16 protein-coding genes are annotated in these 15,265 nt (G+C 54.7%); 7 read left to right on the plus strand and 9 right to left on the minus strand.

All coding sequences use genetic code 11. The features are described from left to right. Positions 1-207 precede the first annotated feature (207 nt). Genes B880_RS0112285 through B880_RS0112295 form a run of 3 tightly spaced genes read left to right on the plus strand, consistent with a single transcriptional unit; the run spans position 208 to position 1,931 of the window. The gene (locus B880_RS0112285; RefSeq protein ID WP_017347717.1) at positions 208-591 is read left to right on the plus strand and encodes an ArsC family reductase; all 384 of its coding nucleotides are present in this window, start codon (positions 208-210) and stop codon (positions 589-591) included. A gap of 1 nt (position 592) precedes the next feature. After that, positions 593-1,720 carry a succinyl-diaminopimelate desuccinylase gene (gene dapE / locus B880_RS0112290; RefSeq protein WP_017347718.1) on the plus strand — a complete coding sequence of 376 codons (1,128 nt, stop codon included), beginning with the start codon at positions 593-595 and terminating at the stop codon, positions 1,718-1,720. Between the two features lie 22 nt (positions 1,721-1,742). Continuing rightward, complete coding sequence (locus B880_RS0112295; protein ID WP_017347719.1) at positions 1,743-1,931, plus strand: YpfN family protein; 189 nt, start codon at positions 1,743-1,745, stop codon at positions 1,929-1,931. A 64-nt stretch (positions 1,932-1,995) separates the two neighbouring features. Here the strand turns inward: B880_RS0112295 and ypfH are convergent, their stop codons facing one another. The 6 genes from ypfH to dapA all read right to left on the minus strand — a co-directional run bounded on the left by ypfH (position 1,996) and on the right by dapA (position 8,523). Further along, positions 1,996-2,679 carry an esterase gene (gene ypfH, locus B880_RS0112300; RefSeq protein ID WP_017347720.1) on the minus strand — a complete coding sequence of 228 codons (684 nt, stop codon included), beginning with the start codon at positions 2,677-2,679 and terminating at the stop codon, positions 1,996-1,998. Between the two features lie 89 nt (positions 2,680-2,768). Then, positions 2,769-4,760 (minus strand): tRNA(Met) cytidine acetyltransferase TmcA, encoded by a 1,992-nt coding sequence (locus B880_RS0112305; protein ID WP_017347721.1) that lies wholly within the window; start codon positions 4,758-4,760, stop codon positions 2,769-2,771. Next, positions 4,757-5,629, minus strand: coding sequence for a KPN_02809 family neutral zinc metallopeptidase (gene ypfJ / locus B880_RS0112310; RefSeq protein ID WP_017347722.1), 873 nt, complete (start codon positions 5,627-5,629; stop codon positions 4,757-4,759). The genes B880_RS0112305 and ypfJ overlap by 4 nt, the downstream gene beginning before the upstream one ends. Before the next feature lie 127 nt (positions 5,630-5,756). Beyond that, positions 5,757-6,470 carry a phosphoribosylaminoimidazolesuccinocarboxamide synthase gene (gene purC, locus B880_RS0112315; protein WP_017347723.1) on the minus strand — a complete coding sequence of 238 codons (714 nt, stop codon included), beginning with the start codon at positions 6,468-6,470 and terminating at the stop codon, positions 5,757-5,759. A 132-nt stretch (positions 6,471-6,602) separates the two neighbouring features. After that, a complete protein-coding gene (gene bamC, locus B880_RS0112320) occupies positions 6,603-7,631 on the minus strand; it encodes an outer membrane protein assembly factor BamC (protein ID WP_017347724.1) in 1,029 nt (342 codons plus the stop codon). Between the two features lie 13 nt (positions 7,632-7,644). Further along, positions 7,645-8,523 (minus strand): 4-hydroxy-tetrahydrodipicolinate synthase, encoded by an 879-nt coding sequence (gene dapA / locus B880_RS0112325; protein WP_017347725.1) that lies wholly within the window; start codon positions 8,521-8,523, stop codon positions 7,645-7,647. A 142-nt stretch (positions 8,524-8,665) separates the two neighbouring features. Here dapA and B880_RS0112330 point away from each other — a divergent pair, with 142 nt between their 5' ends. Further along, positions 8,666-9,241 (plus strand): glycine cleavage system transcriptional repressor, encoded by a 576-nt coding sequence (locus B880_RS0112330; RefSeq protein WP_017347726.1) that lies wholly within the window; start codon positions 8,666-8,668, stop codon positions 9,239-9,241. Positions 9,242-9,317: 76 nt separating this feature from the next. Continuing rightward, positions 9,318-9,785: a thioredoxin-dependent thiol peroxidase gene (gene bcp / locus B880_RS0112335; protein WP_017347727.1), complete on the plus strand. Its 468-nt coding sequence runs from the start codon at positions 9,318-9,320 to the stop codon at positions 9,783-9,785. Between the two features lie 37 nt (positions 9,786-9,822). Here bcp and B880_RS0112340 read toward each other — a convergent pair whose 3' ends face one another. Both B880_RS0112340 and B880_RS0112345 read right to left on the minus strand, forming a co-directional pair. Then, positions 9,823-11,385 (minus strand): sensor domain-containing diguanylate cyclase, encoded by a 1,563-nt coding sequence (locus tag B880_RS0112340; RefSeq protein ID WP_017347728.1) that lies wholly within the window; start codon positions 11,383-11,385, stop codon positions 9,823-9,825. A 187-nt stretch (positions 11,386-11,572) separates the two neighbouring features. Then, entirely contained in the window at positions 11,573-12,184 is a 612-nt protein-coding gene (locus B880_RS0112345) for a DsrE family protein (RefSeq protein WP_017347729.1), read from the minus strand. 478 nt (positions 12,185-12,662) lie between these two features. Here B880_RS0112345 and B880_RS0112350 point away from each other — a divergent pair, with 478 nt between their 5' ends. Both B880_RS0112350 and arsC read left to right on the plus strand, forming a co-directional pair. Beyond that, positions 12,663-14,126 (plus strand): beta-barrel assembly-enhancing protease, encoded by a 1,464-nt coding sequence (locus tag B880_RS0112350; protein ID WP_017347730.1) that lies wholly within the window; start codon positions 12,663-12,665, stop codon positions 14,124-14,126. A gap of 3 nt (positions 14,127-14,129) precedes the next feature. Further along, positions 14,130-14,477, plus strand: coding sequence for an arsenate reductase (glutaredoxin) (gene arsC / locus B880_RS0112355; RefSeq protein WP_017347731.1), 348 nt, complete (start codon positions 14,130-14,132; stop codon positions 14,475-14,477). Between the two features lie 5 nt (positions 14,478-14,482). On the opposite strand, the gene hda is transcribed toward arsC, so the two are convergent. Then, on the minus strand, positions 14,483-15,190 hold the full coding sequence (gene hda / locus B880_RS0112360) for a DnaA inactivator Hda (protein ID WP_017347732.1): 708 nt from the start codon (positions 15,188-15,190) through the stop codon (positions 14,483-14,485). Positions 15,191-15,265 lie beyond the last annotated feature (75 nt).

Below are 15,265 nucleotides of genomic sequence, written 5' to 3' on the forward strand. Positions count from 1 at the left end.
CACACACCTAACCCTACATTTTCTTGTAGGTATTCGGCCTTGAACGCACTTCGCCCCTCATCCCTGATCACCTCATACTGTGGATCAAAATCCTGTGCTACGGCATTATCATTGAAATAATTGATTAGCATCGATTCCTGGCAATCCAAACCATCGCCCTGTATCTGCTGATCCTAACTACCCCTTACATACAGGTAACATTTTTTCATGTCTGATAACGCCCAAAAAAGTTTGTATAAGCTCTACGGCATCAAAAACTGCGACACCATCAAAAAGGCCCGGCGTTTTCTGGAGCAGCAGAACGTGGCCTACCAATTTCACGACTACCGCGTAGACGGGCTGGATGAGACCTTGATGCAAAAGTTCATTGCAGAGCTGGGTTATGAAGCCCTGCTGAACACGCGCGGCACGACCTGGCGTAAGCTGCCTGAGGCGGAGCGTGAGGCGATCAATAACGCTGACTCAGCGGCAGCGCTGATGCTGGCACAGCCGGCAATCATCAAACGCCCATTGCTCTGCGCCGCAGACGGTTCTATGCTGCTCGGCTTCAACGAAGATAACTATCAGACCTTTATTCAGGAGAAGTCATAACATGTTCTGTCCGGTCATTGAGCTGACACAGCAGCTGATCCGCCGCCCTTCCCTGAGCCCTGATGATGCAGGTTGTCAGGCGCTGTTAATTGAACGCCTAGAAGCCGCTGGCTTTCACATCGAAACGATGAATTTTGGCGATACGCAAAATTTCTGGGCGACGCGCGGTCAGGGCGAAACGCTGGCCTTTGCCGGTCATACTGATGTTGTGCCTCCTGGCGATGCTAATCGCTGGATCAACCCACCGTTTGAACCAACCATTCGTGATGGCATGTTGTTTGGCCGTGGTGCTGCCGATATGAAAGGCTCACTGGCTGCCATGGTGGTTGCTGCCGAGCGCTTTGTTGCCGCTAACCCAAACCATACCGGACGCCTGGCGTTTCTCATCACCTCTGATGAAGAAGCCAGCGCGGTCAACGGCACCGTCAAAGTGGTCGAAGCGCTGATGGCGCGTAAAGAGCGCCTGGATTACTGCCTGGTCGGCGAACCTTCCAGCACCGAAGTCGTGGGTGATGTGGTGAAAAATGGCCGTCGCGGTTCGATTACCGCTAACCTGACGATCCACGGTGTGCAGGGACATGTTGCCTACCCACATCTGGCGGATAACCCCGTGCATCGCGCGATGCCTGCGCTGAATGAGCTGGTAGCGACCGAGTGGGACCAGGGCAATGAGTTCTTCCCACCTACCAGCATGCAAATCGCCAACGTTCAGGCAGGAACCGGTAGCAATAACGTCATTCCTGGCGAATTTTTCGTGCAGTTCAACTTCCGCTTTAGTACCGAACTGACCGACCAGATGATTCGTGAGCGCGTTGAAGCACTGCTGGATCGTCATCAACTGCGCTACACCATCGACTGGCGTCTGTCGGGTCAACCGTTCCTGACCTCACGCGGTAAACTGGTGGATGCCGTCGTAAATGCGGTGTCGCACTATAATGAAATTAACCCACAGCTGTTAACCACGGGTGGCACCTCCGACGGGCGCTTTATTGCGCGTATGGGTGCGCAAGTGGTAGAGCTGGGGCCGGTGAATGCCACCATTCATAAAATCAACGAATGCGTAAAAGCCGCCGATTTGCAGACCCTGAGTCGGATGTATCAACGCATCATGGAGCAGCTACTGGGCTGAGACGCTGCCGAGGAGAAATGATATGGAATTTATTAAACACTACTGGTGGGTGATATTGATTCTGCTGTTAGTGGGCGTACTGATGAACGTTTATAAAGATCTCAAACGCATTGATCCGAAAAAGTACATGGAAAACAAGCCAGATCTCCCGCCACATCGTGATTTCAACGATAAATGGGATGATGAAGACGACTGGCCGAAGAAAAAGTGATCCTGACTGGCTGCCTGAGCAGCCAGCCTGACTTAACCGGCGGTGGAACCTTCACCGCCGCCTGTCACATCATCATCACCACATCATCCTCACCCGGTTTTGCCCCGCCTAACGCCTCATCAAAGTAGCGTTTTGGTACGGTATTCCGCAGGTGATTCAGAGCAATATTGATCCCTTTATCATCAATGGCGTGCGGTAGCTCATCAATGATATCCAGCGTGATATCCCCGCCCAGTGCCGCTACTCGCTCTTCTGCGTCTACGGCATGAGTGAGGGGGATCTGCCGATCGTTATCACCGTGAATCAGGTGGATAGTGGTTTTGCGCGATGCCTTCGCGGGTAGCGTGTTAAAACGTCCACTGAAAGCAATGACGCGACCCGCCAGTTCAGGATGGGCGTTAATCCCCTCAAGGATCAGCGTGGCCCCTTGGGAAAAACCGACCAGCGCGGTCCCCAGCGGGCTGACGCCACTCTTCTGCTGCCAGTGCTGCACCGTTTCCACAAAAGTGGGCAGGATTGCGTCAATCGCCACCTGCGATGCCGCACCTTCCCCACCAGCTTCAATAAACCACTGCCGGGCATGATCGCGTTGTGGTGCACCCACGGCCACGACCAGTGCCTCCGGGAACGCGCGGCCAAACCAGCTACCAATCTCCGCCATCGACTCCGGCGTATCCCCCACGCCGTGGTACAACAGGAACAGTTGCGATGCCGAGCTTACGGGTTGTTGAACAATCACATAGTGCATAATTACCTCCTGCGATCACTATACGCCGCCGTTGGCAACGTGATAGCGGGAAAATTTGAATAACCTGGTGCAATTTTTCGTTGTGCTGTTCAGTTTTTTAACGGATCGATAGCCAGACAAAAAGCCTGCAAGTCGGCGGCTTTTTCACGATCCCAGACCCATAATGCCTGTGCAGCCTGCTGGCGCAGCTCAGCTATCAATGCTTTCCGCCCCGCCAGCTGATAGCGAGCCGTGAGTTCTGTCAGCGGCTGTTGTTCGACAGCTGCACCCAGCAGCGGGAATACGGCGGAGAGTCGTGACAATAGCCGGGCTAACGCAGGCACTGAGGCTTCTAAGGGCCGCTGAGCCCAGGCAAATCCCGCCACGTTTTGCGCATCCTGCGCAGTAAAATTGAGCGTCTCCGCCAGCGGTAAGCCCGGATCAACCTTGATGAAACTCGCCATAAATGGCCAGTCGTGAATCAGCTGCTGATGTGCCTCGGCGGTTAATTGTTTCCCCGCCGCGCTGATGCCTTTGAGCGCCATCGCCGCATAACAACCGCTGCTGGCTTCACGCTGGCTGCCAATGCGTGCCAGCGTAAAACCGCACTGCCGCCAGAATGCGGCCAGCTCAGCGGTATAGCCAAAGCTGACGGAGAGGTAATCCAGCCCATCGTCTTGCTGCTCTGCCGCCCGCACCAGTGCCTGCCCCAATCCGTGACGACGTTGACTCGCCACAACGGCAATTCGACTGATACGGCGCGATCGCAGCGTGGCCGCCGGGGTAAATCCGGCATGTGCCGCCAGCGACTGCGCCACCAGGTTGCCGCGAGGACGCCGGAATCCCGCCCAGACCGCCTGGGCCAAATCCGCCGGTAAGCCACCCTCTTCCACCAGCCATAATGCGCCCTGTCCGTTACCCGCTAGCCAGAATTGCATCCCGGGCGCATCCATCATACGGCGCAGGTCGAGCGGTGAAGTACGATAATGCGCCGCTGCCAGCAGCCGGTAAGCCGCGCTGAGTTGCGGGGTGAAACGCGGCCAGTCGGCGGGTGTCAGGCAGGTCATTTCAGGTTGAATAACAGGTTCTGACGGCACCTCATCCTGAAACAGAAAGGCGCGTTCAAGCCATTGCTCCAGCGGATCGTTCTGACACCAGCGCAAAGGCTCATCCAGGGTGAAGTGGCGAACATTTCCCAGCTCAGCACAGAACTTCAGCATAAAGCCGCGCCCGGTTCCCTCGTAGCCTTGCACGGTGGTGGTTAACAATACGCGCGGAAAGCGCAAGACCAGGGCGCGCAGTAAAGGGGTTGGGATCGCCGCCGCCTCGTCGATGATCAGCCAGTCATACCCGGGCAACGTTTCCGTCGCCAGCAAAGCGTCCGGGGCGATAAAGTGAAAATGCGGTGCGGCGAACTGGGCCAATACATCAGTGGAGACTTTGGCGGGAGCCGTCACCAACGCGGAGCCGCAGCGTTGCGCCAGCATTCCTGCCAGGGCTGATTTACCGCGCCCGCGTGCAGCGATGACCACCGCCACACCCTCTGGCATCGCCAGCAGCTGCGCCAGAATCTCCTGTTGACGCGCAGGTGCACGACACTGCCACTGGGGCCTGGATTGGCCCGTATCCATTACCCGTACCGGCGGATGCTGGCGCACTATCCATACCTCGGGATCGGCCAGTATCAGCTGTTGTAGGTAAGTCACAAACTGCGGCGTGGCAATGGCTTGTGGGCTATCGCCCCAGCGCAGGCTGTCTTGATCGGGCTGTGTCGCCCAGCGTTGCCACTCTGGCACCAGGAGCAGCAACCAACTGCCTGCTCGCAACGTGCCCGCCAGTGCCGCAAAGGCTTCCGCATTGAACCCCTCACGCGCATCAAATATTCCATGGCTGAATTCACGGCCAAGCAACGTTTTCATAGCAGTGGGTTGACTGTGTGGCCCAGCAGAAAGGGGATTTGCACCCACGGTGACCCAGTCGCCAGTGAGCTGTTGTTGCCAGTTCAGCGTCTGGTGCTGTGCCCAGGCGGCTTCACCGCTGATGACACACAAACGGCGAATACCCGCATCCAACATGATGCGGGTGGTATCAGTTAAATTCATAGTTTGCTATTGAGGGTGTCACACTGACCGGGATTCCCGCTGTCAAAGCCGCGTTTAAACCAGGTTAAACGCTGTTGAGAAGTACCGTGGGTAAAGCTATCCGGCACGACGCGGCCCTGGCTGCGCTGTTGCAGGCGATCGTCACCAATCGCTTCTGCGGCATTGAGCGCTTCGGCTAAATCGCCGGTATCCAGCATGTGTTGCTGCTGCTCATAATGCCCCCAGACGCCGGCAAAACAATCCGCCTGGAGTTCCATTTTCACCGACAGCGCATTGACCTGCGCCTGACTTGTCGCCTGCTGTTGCAGTTTGCGTACGGCCGGTTCAATGCCGAGTAACTTCTGCACGTGATGCCCAACTTCATGGGCAATCACATAAGCCTGAGCAAAATCACCGCCCGCGCCCAGTTTTTGCTGCATCTCATCGTAGAAAGAGAGGTCGATATAGACTTTTTGATCCGCCGGGCAGTAGAACGGGCCCATCGCGGTCTGGCCGGTGCCGCAGCTGGTGGTGGTGGAACCACGGAACATCACCAGAGTAGGTGCAACATAGTGACGACCCATTTTCTCAAACAGCTGGCTCCAGGTGTCTTCCGTGGAGGCAAGAATTACGCGGGTAAACTTCGCCGCTTCATCCTGGCCCTGAGCACCCTGGCGCGGCTGCTGTTGGGTTTGCGGTGCCACGCTTTCGCCACCGGTCAGTAGCGGCGTGAGATCGTAACCGTAGTAACCGGCAATCGCGACCAGCACTAAAATCACTAATCCCCCCTTGCCGCGCGGCAGACGGATCTGTCTACCCCCGTAGCCCGACTGCTGCTGATCGCGCCTGTCTTCTACATTGTCGCTTTCACGACGACCTTGCCAGCGCATGCTGTACTCCTGTTAGTGACACCTCTGTTGGGCATAATTTTAGTGCCCTGCATGCGTAACTACCAGTGCCACGCAGAAATGACAAAGGGAAGCCTTAGCTTCCCTTTGTTCTTGTGCAGCAGAAGACTTAATCCAGCTTCACACCCAGACGATGGGCAACTTCTTCGTAGGCTTCAACCACGCCACCCAGGCTCTGACGGAAACGGTCTTTGTCCATTTTCGCCATGGTCTCTTTATCCCACAGGCGGGCGCCGTCTGGAGAGAACTCATCACCCAGCACCACTTCACCATTGAACAGACCGAACTCCAGCTTGAAGTCCACCAGAATCAGGCCTGCGTCATCAAACAGTTTGCTCAACACATCGTTGGCTTTGAAGGTCAGCTCCTGCATACGCGCCAGGTTTGCTTTGCTTACCCAACCAAAGGTTTCGCAGTAATATTCATTGACCATTGGGTCATGCTTCGCATCATCTTTCAGGAACAGGTCAAACAGCGGTGGATTGAGCACAATGCCCTCTTCCACGCCCAGACGCTTAACCAAAGAACCCGCAGCACGGTTACGCACCACACACTCAACCGGCACCATCTCCAGCTTCTTCACCAGCGCTTCATTGTCAGACAGCAACGCTTCCATCTGAGTCGGGATGCCAGCTTCCTGCAGTTTGGTCATGATAAAGTGGTTGAACTTGTTGTTGACCATACCTTTGCGATCAAACTGTTCGATTCGCGCGCCGTCACCTGCTGACGTATCGTTACGGAATTCGAGTACCAGTAGATCCGGATTGTCGGTGCTGTATACGGTTTTCGCTTTACCGCGATACAACTCAGCTCGCTTTTGCATCTTGTTAACTCCAGACATGAAATAACGGGTGGAAAGCAGAGGACGACCGCCAGACGCAATCGTTTACCTTGCCGGGCGCTATTATGCCAAATTCTAAAAAAAAAGGCCGGAAGAATTCCGGCCTGACGTGATTTATTTATTGAATGCGCCCTGGAACACCGCCACCAGCGCATCATTTTGCGACTGAGTGAGCACGTGGCCCTTCGGATCGATGAACTGTAGGCTACTGCGATTGTTGAGATCGCCCACCTGCAGTTTATAGTCACCGTTTGGCAACTCTGGGTCTTTAGCACCAATCGCATCCCATGCACCGCTGCCTGGGTTTTTATAGGTAGCGGTCAGGCTACCCTGCGAACGGTTGTCATCTTTCACTGTCATGCCCGCACGTTGCAGTGCCGCTGGCAGGCGCTGCCAGGTGGCATTAAATGGCGCACGCAGCACCAGTTGTGGCAGACCGGTATCATCGGCACCACTCTGCACATCGATCTGACCAACCGCGCGGCTGGCTGCGTTCTGCGAAGCGGTATCGATCTTATCCAGACCGTTACTGATCGCGTTCAGCATCTGTGCGGTATAACGCTGGAGCTGTACCGGTGAAGTCACCGCCTGGCCTGACTGTTGCAGTTCCAGTAAACGAACGGTCAGCACTTGCTGATAGCTCTGCGACTGCACGCTCAACTGATAACGACCACGGTATTGCTGGTCTTCATCGGCGCGGTTCCACTGCACCCAGTCGGTGGTCAGCTGCTGTGCGCCATCGTTACGCTGCGCGATCGGGAAATTATTGGCCTGTACCACGCCCACAACCTGCTGCCAGACGGCACCACGGTTGTTTTCCAGGCTCAGTACGCCAGTGTTACCCGTGAACTGAGCACGCGTCCCGTTAAGCAGTGCCAGCGGCTGAGCAGGTGGACGGATATCTAATTTCTTACCCACCAAGCCTTTGCTGCTGGTATGCGGTACATCATAAGCTCCGTTTTGCACCGGCAGAATTAATCCTGCGGGTGCTTTCAGATCCTGCAGCTGTGCAGCCTGTAAATAGGCCTCATCGCCATTAACCTGACGCTTATAGCGCTGATCGCTGGAACAGGCTGACAGTAACATCAACGTTGACAGGCCCACCACGGTGGCCACTGCTGACCGCTTTACTGAAAAATTCATTCAAACTCCCTACTTACCGCAGACCCGCTTTAATTAGCGCTTGCTCAACGGTTACCGCGCCATTGCTGGTCAGCGGCGTCATTGGCAGACGCAGCGTGTCATTCGCGATTAATCCTAGCTGTTTTGCAGCCCATTTCACCGGAACAGGATTAGGCTCACAGAAAAGTGACTTATGCAGATGCATCAGTCGCTGATTCAGGCGGCGTGCTTCCGCGAAGTTCCCCTGTTGCGCCAGCGCAACCAGTTCAACCATTTCGCGTGCTGCAATGTTGGCAGTGACCGAAATCACCCCTTTGCCGCCCAGTTGCATGAAATCAAGTGCTGTTGCGTCATCACCGCTTACCAGCGCGAAGTCATCACCAACCAGCTCTTGGATCTGGGTAGCGCGGGATAAGTTCCCGGTAGCTTCCTTAATTCCGATAATATTTTTGATTTCAGCCAAACGTGCCACGGTCTCTGGCAGTAGATCACAGCCAGTACGTGCCGGGACATTGTACAGCATCTGCGGCAGATCGGTGTTCTCAGCAATGGTTTTGAAGTGCTGATACAGCCCTTCCTGAGACGGGCGGTTGTAATAAGGTGTTACCGTCAGGCAACCTACTACACCACTGTTTTCGAAATGTTTGGTAAGCGCGATACCTTCTGCTGTCGCATTTGCGCCAGTGCCGGCAATCACCGGAATGCGGCCATCGGCCAGCTCCAGCGTAGTCAGAACGACTTTTACGTGCTCATCATGGCTGAGGGTTGCGGATTCACCGGTGGTTCCTACAGAAACAATCGCTGCGGTGCCGCTCGCGATGTGATACTCAATCAGGTTTTTCAAACTCGCACGGTCGACATTACCTTTGTCGTCCATCGGCGTAATTACTGCAACAATACTTCCCGTGAACATTGGCGATCCCCTCAATAACAAGTTCTTCATGGTAAGGTTTAGTTTCACAGAAAAGCAAGGGAGCCACACCATTCCTGCGCTTGTCAGCAGTTTTTTTTATGTTTACCTTATGGTTATTAGCGAATGAAAAGGAAATGAGAATTTGTCACCCCATCAGCCGCACCATTTGGTGATCACCGCACTCGGTGTTGACCGTCCGGGCATCGTAAATACGATCACCCGCCACGTCAGCAGCTGCGGTTGCAACATCGAAGACAGCCGCCTTGCCATGCTCGGGGATGAGTTCACTTTCATTATGCTGCTCTCCGGGAGCTGGAATGCCATCACGCTGATCGAGTCCACCCTGCCACTCAAAGGCGCAGAGCTTGAGCTGCTGATTGTCATGAAGCGCACCAAGGCTGAAGCCCGTCCAGCCATGCCGGATACCGTGTGGGTCGAGGTTGAACTCCCGGACTCACCGCACATCATTGAGCGCTTTACCGATCTGTTTGATAAACACCAGATGAACGTGGCAGAGCTGGCATCACGTATCAGCCCGTCTCCGCAAAGCCCAATGCTGTTTATTCAGATGACGGCTCACTGCACCGCCAGCGCGGATATTGCCGGTTTTGAATCGGCATTTTCCCTGTTATGCCAGGAAATTAACGCCAAGGGGCAGTTGCGCCGTTACCGGGTTGATGAGAATACTGCGGTCGGGCATTCCCGCACGCACCGCTGAAGAGTATCATCCCGTTGCGCATACTCGCGCGGGATGGTGAATTTCGACAGCATAAAGAACAAAATGGAGAGAGGTTATGAATCCACTGAAAGCCGGTGATACCGCACCGAAATTTAGTTTGCCTGACCAGGACGGCGAACAAGTAAATTTGGCCGACTTCCAGGGACAGCGCGTTCTGGTGTATTTCTATCCGAAGGCGATGACACCAGGTTGCACCGTTCAGGCTTGCGGCCTGCGCGATAACATGGATGGTTTGAAAAAAGCAGGCGTTGAAGTTCTGGGCATCAGTACCGATAAGCCAGAAAAGCTGTCGCGCTTTGCAGAGAAAGAGCTGCTGAACTTTACGCTGCTCTCAGATGAAGATCATCAGGTATGCGAACAATTTGGTATCTGGGGCGAGAAGACCTTTATGGGCAAAACCTATGACGGGATTCACCGCATCAGCTTCCTGATTGGCAAGGATGGCAAGGTTGAGAAGGTATTTGATGACTTCAAAACCTCCAACCACCACGACATCGTGCTCGACTACCTGCAGTCTGCCTGATTGTCGCTCTCCGGCATCACTGCCGGAGAGTCTTCCCCTACGATTTGGCTATCATCACGCAGTTACGCCCTGCGCCTTTTGCCTGATAAAGTGCCGCATCTGCCTGCTTCAGCACCCTCTCCAGCGGCTGGCTATCACCAGACCAACGTGCCACCCCAATCGATAACGTGATATGGCCGACTTCACCGATCGGCATTTCCGCCATACTACGACGAATACGTTGTGCCAGCTTTTCGGCTTCGTCCAGTGCGGTATCAGGCAGGATCATGAGAAACTCCTCGCCGCCGCTACGACAAACCACATCACTGTGACGCGCATTGCGACGCAAGCTTTGTGCCACCTGACGAATCACTTCATCCCCTACATCGTGGCCCCAGTTATCATTGACGCGCTTGAAGTGGTCAATATCCAGAGCCAGTACCGCAAACGGCTGCTGTAGCGAACGGAAGTAATCCAGCATAATGCCCAGGCCACGGCGGTTGAGCAGTTCCGTGAGAGGGTCGGTTTGTACCTCGGATTTCAGGCGGCCGATTTTATCCTGCATCAGGCCTATTCCGGTCAACAGCGCACGTTTCACCTGCGCCGCTTCAAAGTACCAGGCGCGCACAGTGCCAATCTCTTTCTCAACCCCTTGCACGTCCATCAGGCTGGCTTTGCGTGCCAACGACCACAGCGGCAACGCAATCAAACGTGCCAGCAACACAGCCACTAACAGCGTGAGCAACGCGAACGGCACCGAGTGTTTTAACACCCGCATTAACAGACCCGCCACCGGCTCCAGCGTCACCGCCGTCGGCTTGAGTGCCACTACCATCCAACCGGTGGTAGGGACTAGCGCATACCCCGCCAACTGAGGCTCATCACCCGGCAACGTCAACTGCATTGAACCACTGCTTTGCTGTCGCCGATCGCCTGTCAGCATCGTCGGAAGATAACTTCCCACGCGCTGGGGATTCTGGTGATAAAGCACCTGATTATGACTGTCCAGCACGTAGACATTAGTGCCATCACGGTAGAACTGCTCGCCCAGCAGAGTATTAAGAATACTTTTCTTTTTCAGATAGATACTCCCGCCCACGTAGCCGAGATAATGCCCGTCGCTGCGCCTCACAGGCCAGGAGACAAACACAATCAGATTGTTCGAGGCGGAGATGCTGGGCTGGCTAACCAGCGGCTGTCGTTGACTCAACGCCTCACGGGACGAGGTGCTGCTGAGTTTCATCCCCTTCAGCATCAGTGATTCCGGCGAAATGGCTTTGACCACCCCGCTGGCATCCACCACCGCCACTGAGTTAAAGCTGCTGGTCTGCGTGCGTAGGCGATCCACTTCCTGCTGCAACAACCGGGGGTTATCAAAATCCTGCGCCAGCAAGTTGGCACTGTAGTGCAGTTGCGACTGCGCCAGCTGGAAAAAGATTTCGCTGGTATTGGCCAGTTTGGCGGCATAAGCCCGGTTTGCTTCCAGCGTGTTGTCAATCAGCACCATGCGCTGTACCCGCCAGGTGGCGTACATCGCGTTAGCCAACGTAATGACAATACTGATAATAGCCAGCAGTGCGATCAGCGTGCGCAGATCGGTTTTTAGGCGAAGTCGCATCATTGCGCGCGCGCCAAAGAAAAATGACCCATATGGAGTGCCTGATATCGTTGTTATAAAGTGAGGTATGTTGTCTTGGTGTATCAGGCCAGATTGTACACGGCGCAGCGAGAATCAGCACCTGGGAAGGTAATCAGAGGGATCGGGAAGAGGCGTTCGCCGCACAGCACGGGTCCGGCGAACAGACGGATTACAACATCAGCAGTGCATAGCCCTGATTTTCCAGGGTTGCCACGGTGGTACCGCTGGAGATCGTGTGCGTAATGCGCGTATCGATCCACTCCCGATGCAGATGTTCAAACGCGACAGATTGATCGCACACGGTTATTTTAACGCCCGCTTTCTCTAACGCATCAATCAGCGGTAAATTCGGATTATCCATCTTATAAGCTTTATGATATTGCGCATCGGTCAGCCCAGCTAAAACACCGCTGCCATTCATGGACACCACAAAATCAAGCTTATTCAAAGGAACACCTGCCGCTGAGTAGAGATTCACCATCCGCGCCACACGTTCAAGGCTAATATTTGGCCGACTCAAATCACCGTCATATTTATTTATCTGAAAGACCACTTTATTACTTAAATCGGATACAGTACCCGGCTTATACGCTGGGGTATCAACGTAGTGAATTTTACCGTATCCGGCAATCGCTGGCGTGCTCCAGAAGCCCGCTGGCTCGGGCGTTGCTTGTGTCAGGTGTGTGGCGGCTTGATCATACCAGCCTCCGGCCTGAACCACACCAGCGCCGACGGCACCACCAATAATCGCAATAAGGGCATAAGAAAGTACAGACCGCATTATGTAGTCACTCCAGCACGAGAATCAAATATCCGTTTAAAATATGCAGCTAATCTATATGACATCCGATAAAAAGATAAGTCGCGTTCTTCTGATGAAACGTCATCGTACTGAGATTACTCCTGGCTGAAACCACGGACTATTCCCCAACTTAAATAAAACACTGGAACTAATTATTTTCCCCTGACATTTAACAGCACAATCGTCGCCGTATAAAAACAAGGCCGAACCCAGGCTTATTAATATTAATACCGGCTTTCAAGACGATCGGGTTAATGACTAAAAATTTCAGACTTCCCCTGGGTAAGCAACGCTCTGTCGGCAACGTTGATACACTTCTCGATGCAAAGCGGGAACTGGCCCTTTTCCCATGGCTAAAAATTTGCTATTCATCCCTGCAGCTATCGTCACCGCCTGTCAGGCAGAACCCTTCGCGGTTTGGCAGGTCAAATTTTCGGGATCTCCACAGGATGACAGCATGTTAAACCGAGTCAAAAAGAGGCTTCTGGCGGCATTGCTCCCCGGACTGCTACTGGTCAGCACGCTGCCTGCGCGAGCGGATGTCAGCGATAACCTGCCGGATATTGGCACTACCGCAGGTGCAACGCTCTCTATTGCGCAAGAGATGCAGATGGGCGACTTCTATGTGCGCCAACTGCGCGGCAGTGCGCCATTGATTAACGATCCCCTGCTGAATCAGTATATTAATCAACTCGGTCAACGTCTGGTTGCACACGCCTGGAGCGTGAAAACGCCGTTTCACTTTTTTCTCATTCAAAACGATGAACTGAACGCCTTCGCCTTTTTTGGCGGCAATGTGGTGCTGCATGCGTCGCTGTTTCGCTTTACCGATAACGAAAGCGAACTGGCTTCTGTGATGGCACACGAAATTTCCCACGTCACGCAACGCCACCTCGCCCGCGCCATGGAATCACAAAAGGCCAGTGCACCACTGACCTGGGTAGGCGCACTGGGTTCAATCCTGTTAGCTATGGCCAGCCCGCAGGCAGGCATGGCGGCCCTGACCGGCACGTTAGCGGGCACGCAGCAGGGGATCATCAGCTTTACCCAGGGCAATGAACAGGAAGCCGATCGGATCGGGATTCAGGTGCTACAGCGCGCAGGCTTTGATCCGCAGGCGATGCCGGAATTTTTACAGAAGCTGGCGGATCAGAGTCGCTTCTCCTCTAAGCCCCCGGAAATACTGCTCACCCACCCGTTACCCGACAGCCGACTGGCCGATGCACGTAACCGCGCTAACCAGATGCGCCCCGTGGTCGTGCAGTCTTCTGAAGGCTACTACATGGCGAAGGTTCGGGCGTTGGGTATGTACGCAACCGGCCGCAATCAACTGACGGATGATCTGCTACAGCAGCTGGAGCGCGGAAATACGCGTCAGCAACAGGCGGCAAAATATGGCCGTGCAATACAATTCTTACAGGCGAAAAAATTCGCGGATGCCCGGAAGATCGTGGCCCCGCTATTGGCGCAGCAGCCGGAAAACGTCTGGTTCCTCGATATCATGACCGATATCGATATTGGCCTGAACCAGCCGCAACAGGCGGTAGCCATGCTGAACGGCACCAAAAGCCTGAACACCAGCGCGGTGCTACAGCTGAATCTGGCTAATGCCTACATCGAGGCAAAACAGCCTGCGAACGCCAGCCACATCCTTAACCGCTATACCTTTAGCCACGCGGATGATCCTAACGGCTGGGATCTGCTGGCACAGGCCAGCGCGCAGCAAGGGCTTAATGACGAAGAGCTGGCGGCACGGGCGGAAAGCCTCGCGCTGAATGGCCAGCTAGCCCAGGCCATTACGGCGTTAAGCAGCGCCAGCGCTCAGGTTCCGCTCGGCAGCCTTAAACAGGCGCGCTATGATGCGCGCATCGATCAGCTGCGTCAGCTTCAGACGCGCTTCCGTCCGTATGAGAAGGGATAATTCATGGTCACGATTTACCACAATCCGCGCTGCAGTAAGAGCCGGGAAACACTGGCACTGCTTCAGGCTCGCGGCATCGAGCCGGAGATAGTGCGTTATCTGGAGACACCACCCGATGCAGAAACGGTGGCAATTCTCTTGAAGAAGCTCGGCATGAGCAGCGTGCGCCAACTGATGCGCAGCAAAGAAGATCTGTATCGCGAACTGGATTTAGGACGCGAAACGCTGAGTGAAACCACGCTGCTGGAAACGCTGGTGGCTAACCCTAAGCTGCTCGAACGCCCGATTGTCATTCACGGTGAACACGCACGCATTGGCCGCCCACCGGAAGCAGTACTGGAAATCCTGTAAGACGCTTACAGCCCCAGCGCCTCTTTGACAAACGGAATAGTCAGTTTGCGCTGGGCGCTGATGGAAGCGCGATCCAGCTTATCCAGCGTTTCGAACAGGGCGCGCGTTTCACGATCAAGCCGTTTCAGCAGGAAGCGGCCCACATCTTCCGGTAGCTCAAACCCACGCAGACCCGCACGTAGCTGTAATGCCTGCAATTTATCTTCATCGGACAGTGGATTGAGACGGTAGATTTGCCCCCAGTCGAGCCGGGAAGCGAGGTCAGGCAGCTGGAGATTGAGCTGGCGGGGAGGACGATCGCCGGTGATAAGCAGACGGGTATTGCCGGTTTCAAGAATGCGGTTATAGAGATCAAAAATCGCCATTTCCCAGGGCTCTTCTCCCGCAATACATTCGATATTATCGATGCAGACCAGAGCCAGTTGCTCCATGCCTTCCAGCACTTCAGGAACAAACCAGGTACGCTTATCCAGCGGTACATAGCCTACGGCTGCGCCACGCGCCGACATTTCTGCACAGGCTGCGTGCAGCAGATGACTGCGCCCACCCCCTTCACGTGACCAGAAATAAAGGTAACTGCCGTGCGGCTGGTCAAGGGCACTTTTCAGTGATGCTAACAGCGACGGGTTATCCCCCGGCCAGAAGCTGGCGAAGGTTTCATCATCAGGTAAATAGAGCGGTAGTGACAGCTGTGCCGGCGTGTTCAGATGCACCTCAGTGGAAGACCTGGCAATAATCCCAGGTAGTCTAACACAAATCTTGCTGTTGACGAATCGGGCTTCCCTGCC

The sequence above is a fragment of the Pantoea sp. A4 genome (genome assembly GCF_000295955.2).
Taxonomy (GTDB): Bacteria; Pseudomonadota; Gammaproteobacteria; order Enterobacterales; family Enterobacteriaceae; genus Pantoea; species Pantoea multigeneris.

Excerpts from the sequence above, each read along its gene's own strand:
- B880_RS0112285 (WP_017347717.1), top strand. The coding sequence starts at position 208 with ATGTCTGATAACGCCCAAAAAAGTTTGTATAAGCTCTACGGCATCAAA.
- dapE (WP_017347718.1), top strand. The coding sequence starts at position 593 with ATGTTCTGTCCGGTCATTGAGCTGACACAGCAGCTGATCCGCCGCCCT.
- B880_RS0112295 (WP_017347719.1), top strand. The coding sequence starts at position 1,743 with ATGGAATTTATTAAACACTACTGGTGGGTGATATTGATTCTGCTGTTA.
- ypfH (WP_017347720.1), bottom strand. The coding sequence starts at position 2,679 with ATGCACTATGTGATTGTTCAACAACCCGTAAGCTCGGCATCGCAACTG.
- B880_RS0112305 (WP_017347721.1), bottom strand. The coding sequence starts at position 4,760 with ATGAATTTAACTGATACCACCCGCATCATGTTGGATGCGGGTATTCGC.
- ypfJ (WP_017347722.1), bottom strand. The coding sequence starts at position 5,629 with ATGCGCTGGCAAGGTCGTCGTGAAAGCGACAATGTAGAAGACAGGCGC.
- purC (WP_017347723.1), bottom strand. The coding sequence starts at position 6,470 with ATGCAAAAGCGAGCTGAGTTGTATCGCGGTAAAGCGAAAACCGTATAC.
- bamC (WP_017347724.1), bottom strand. The coding sequence starts at position 7,631 with ATGAATTTTTCAGTAAAGCGGTCAGCAGTGGCCACCGTGGTGGGCCTG.
- dapA (WP_017347725.1), bottom strand. The coding sequence starts at position 8,523 with ATGTTCACGGGAAGTATTGTTGCAGTAATTACGCCGATGGACGACAAA.
- bcp (WP_017347727.1), top strand. The coding sequence starts at position 9,318 with ATGAATCCACTGAAAGCCGGTGATACCGCACCGAAATTTAGTTTGCCT.
- B880_RS0112340 (WP_017347728.1), bottom strand. The coding sequence starts at position 11,385 with ATGATGCGACTTCGCCTAAAAACCGATCTGCGCACGCTGATCGCACTG.
- B880_RS0112345 (WP_017347729.1), bottom strand. The coding sequence starts at position 12,184 with ATGCGGTCTGTACTTTCTTATGCCCTTATTGCGATTATTGGTGGTGCC.
- B880_RS0112350 (WP_017347730.1), top strand. The coding sequence starts at position 12,663 with ATGTTAAACCGAGTCAAAAAGAGGCTTCTGGCGGCATTGCTCCCCGGA.
- arsC (WP_017347731.1), top strand. The coding sequence starts at position 14,130 with ATGGTCACGATTTACCACAATCCGCGCTGCAGTAAGAGCCGGGAAACA.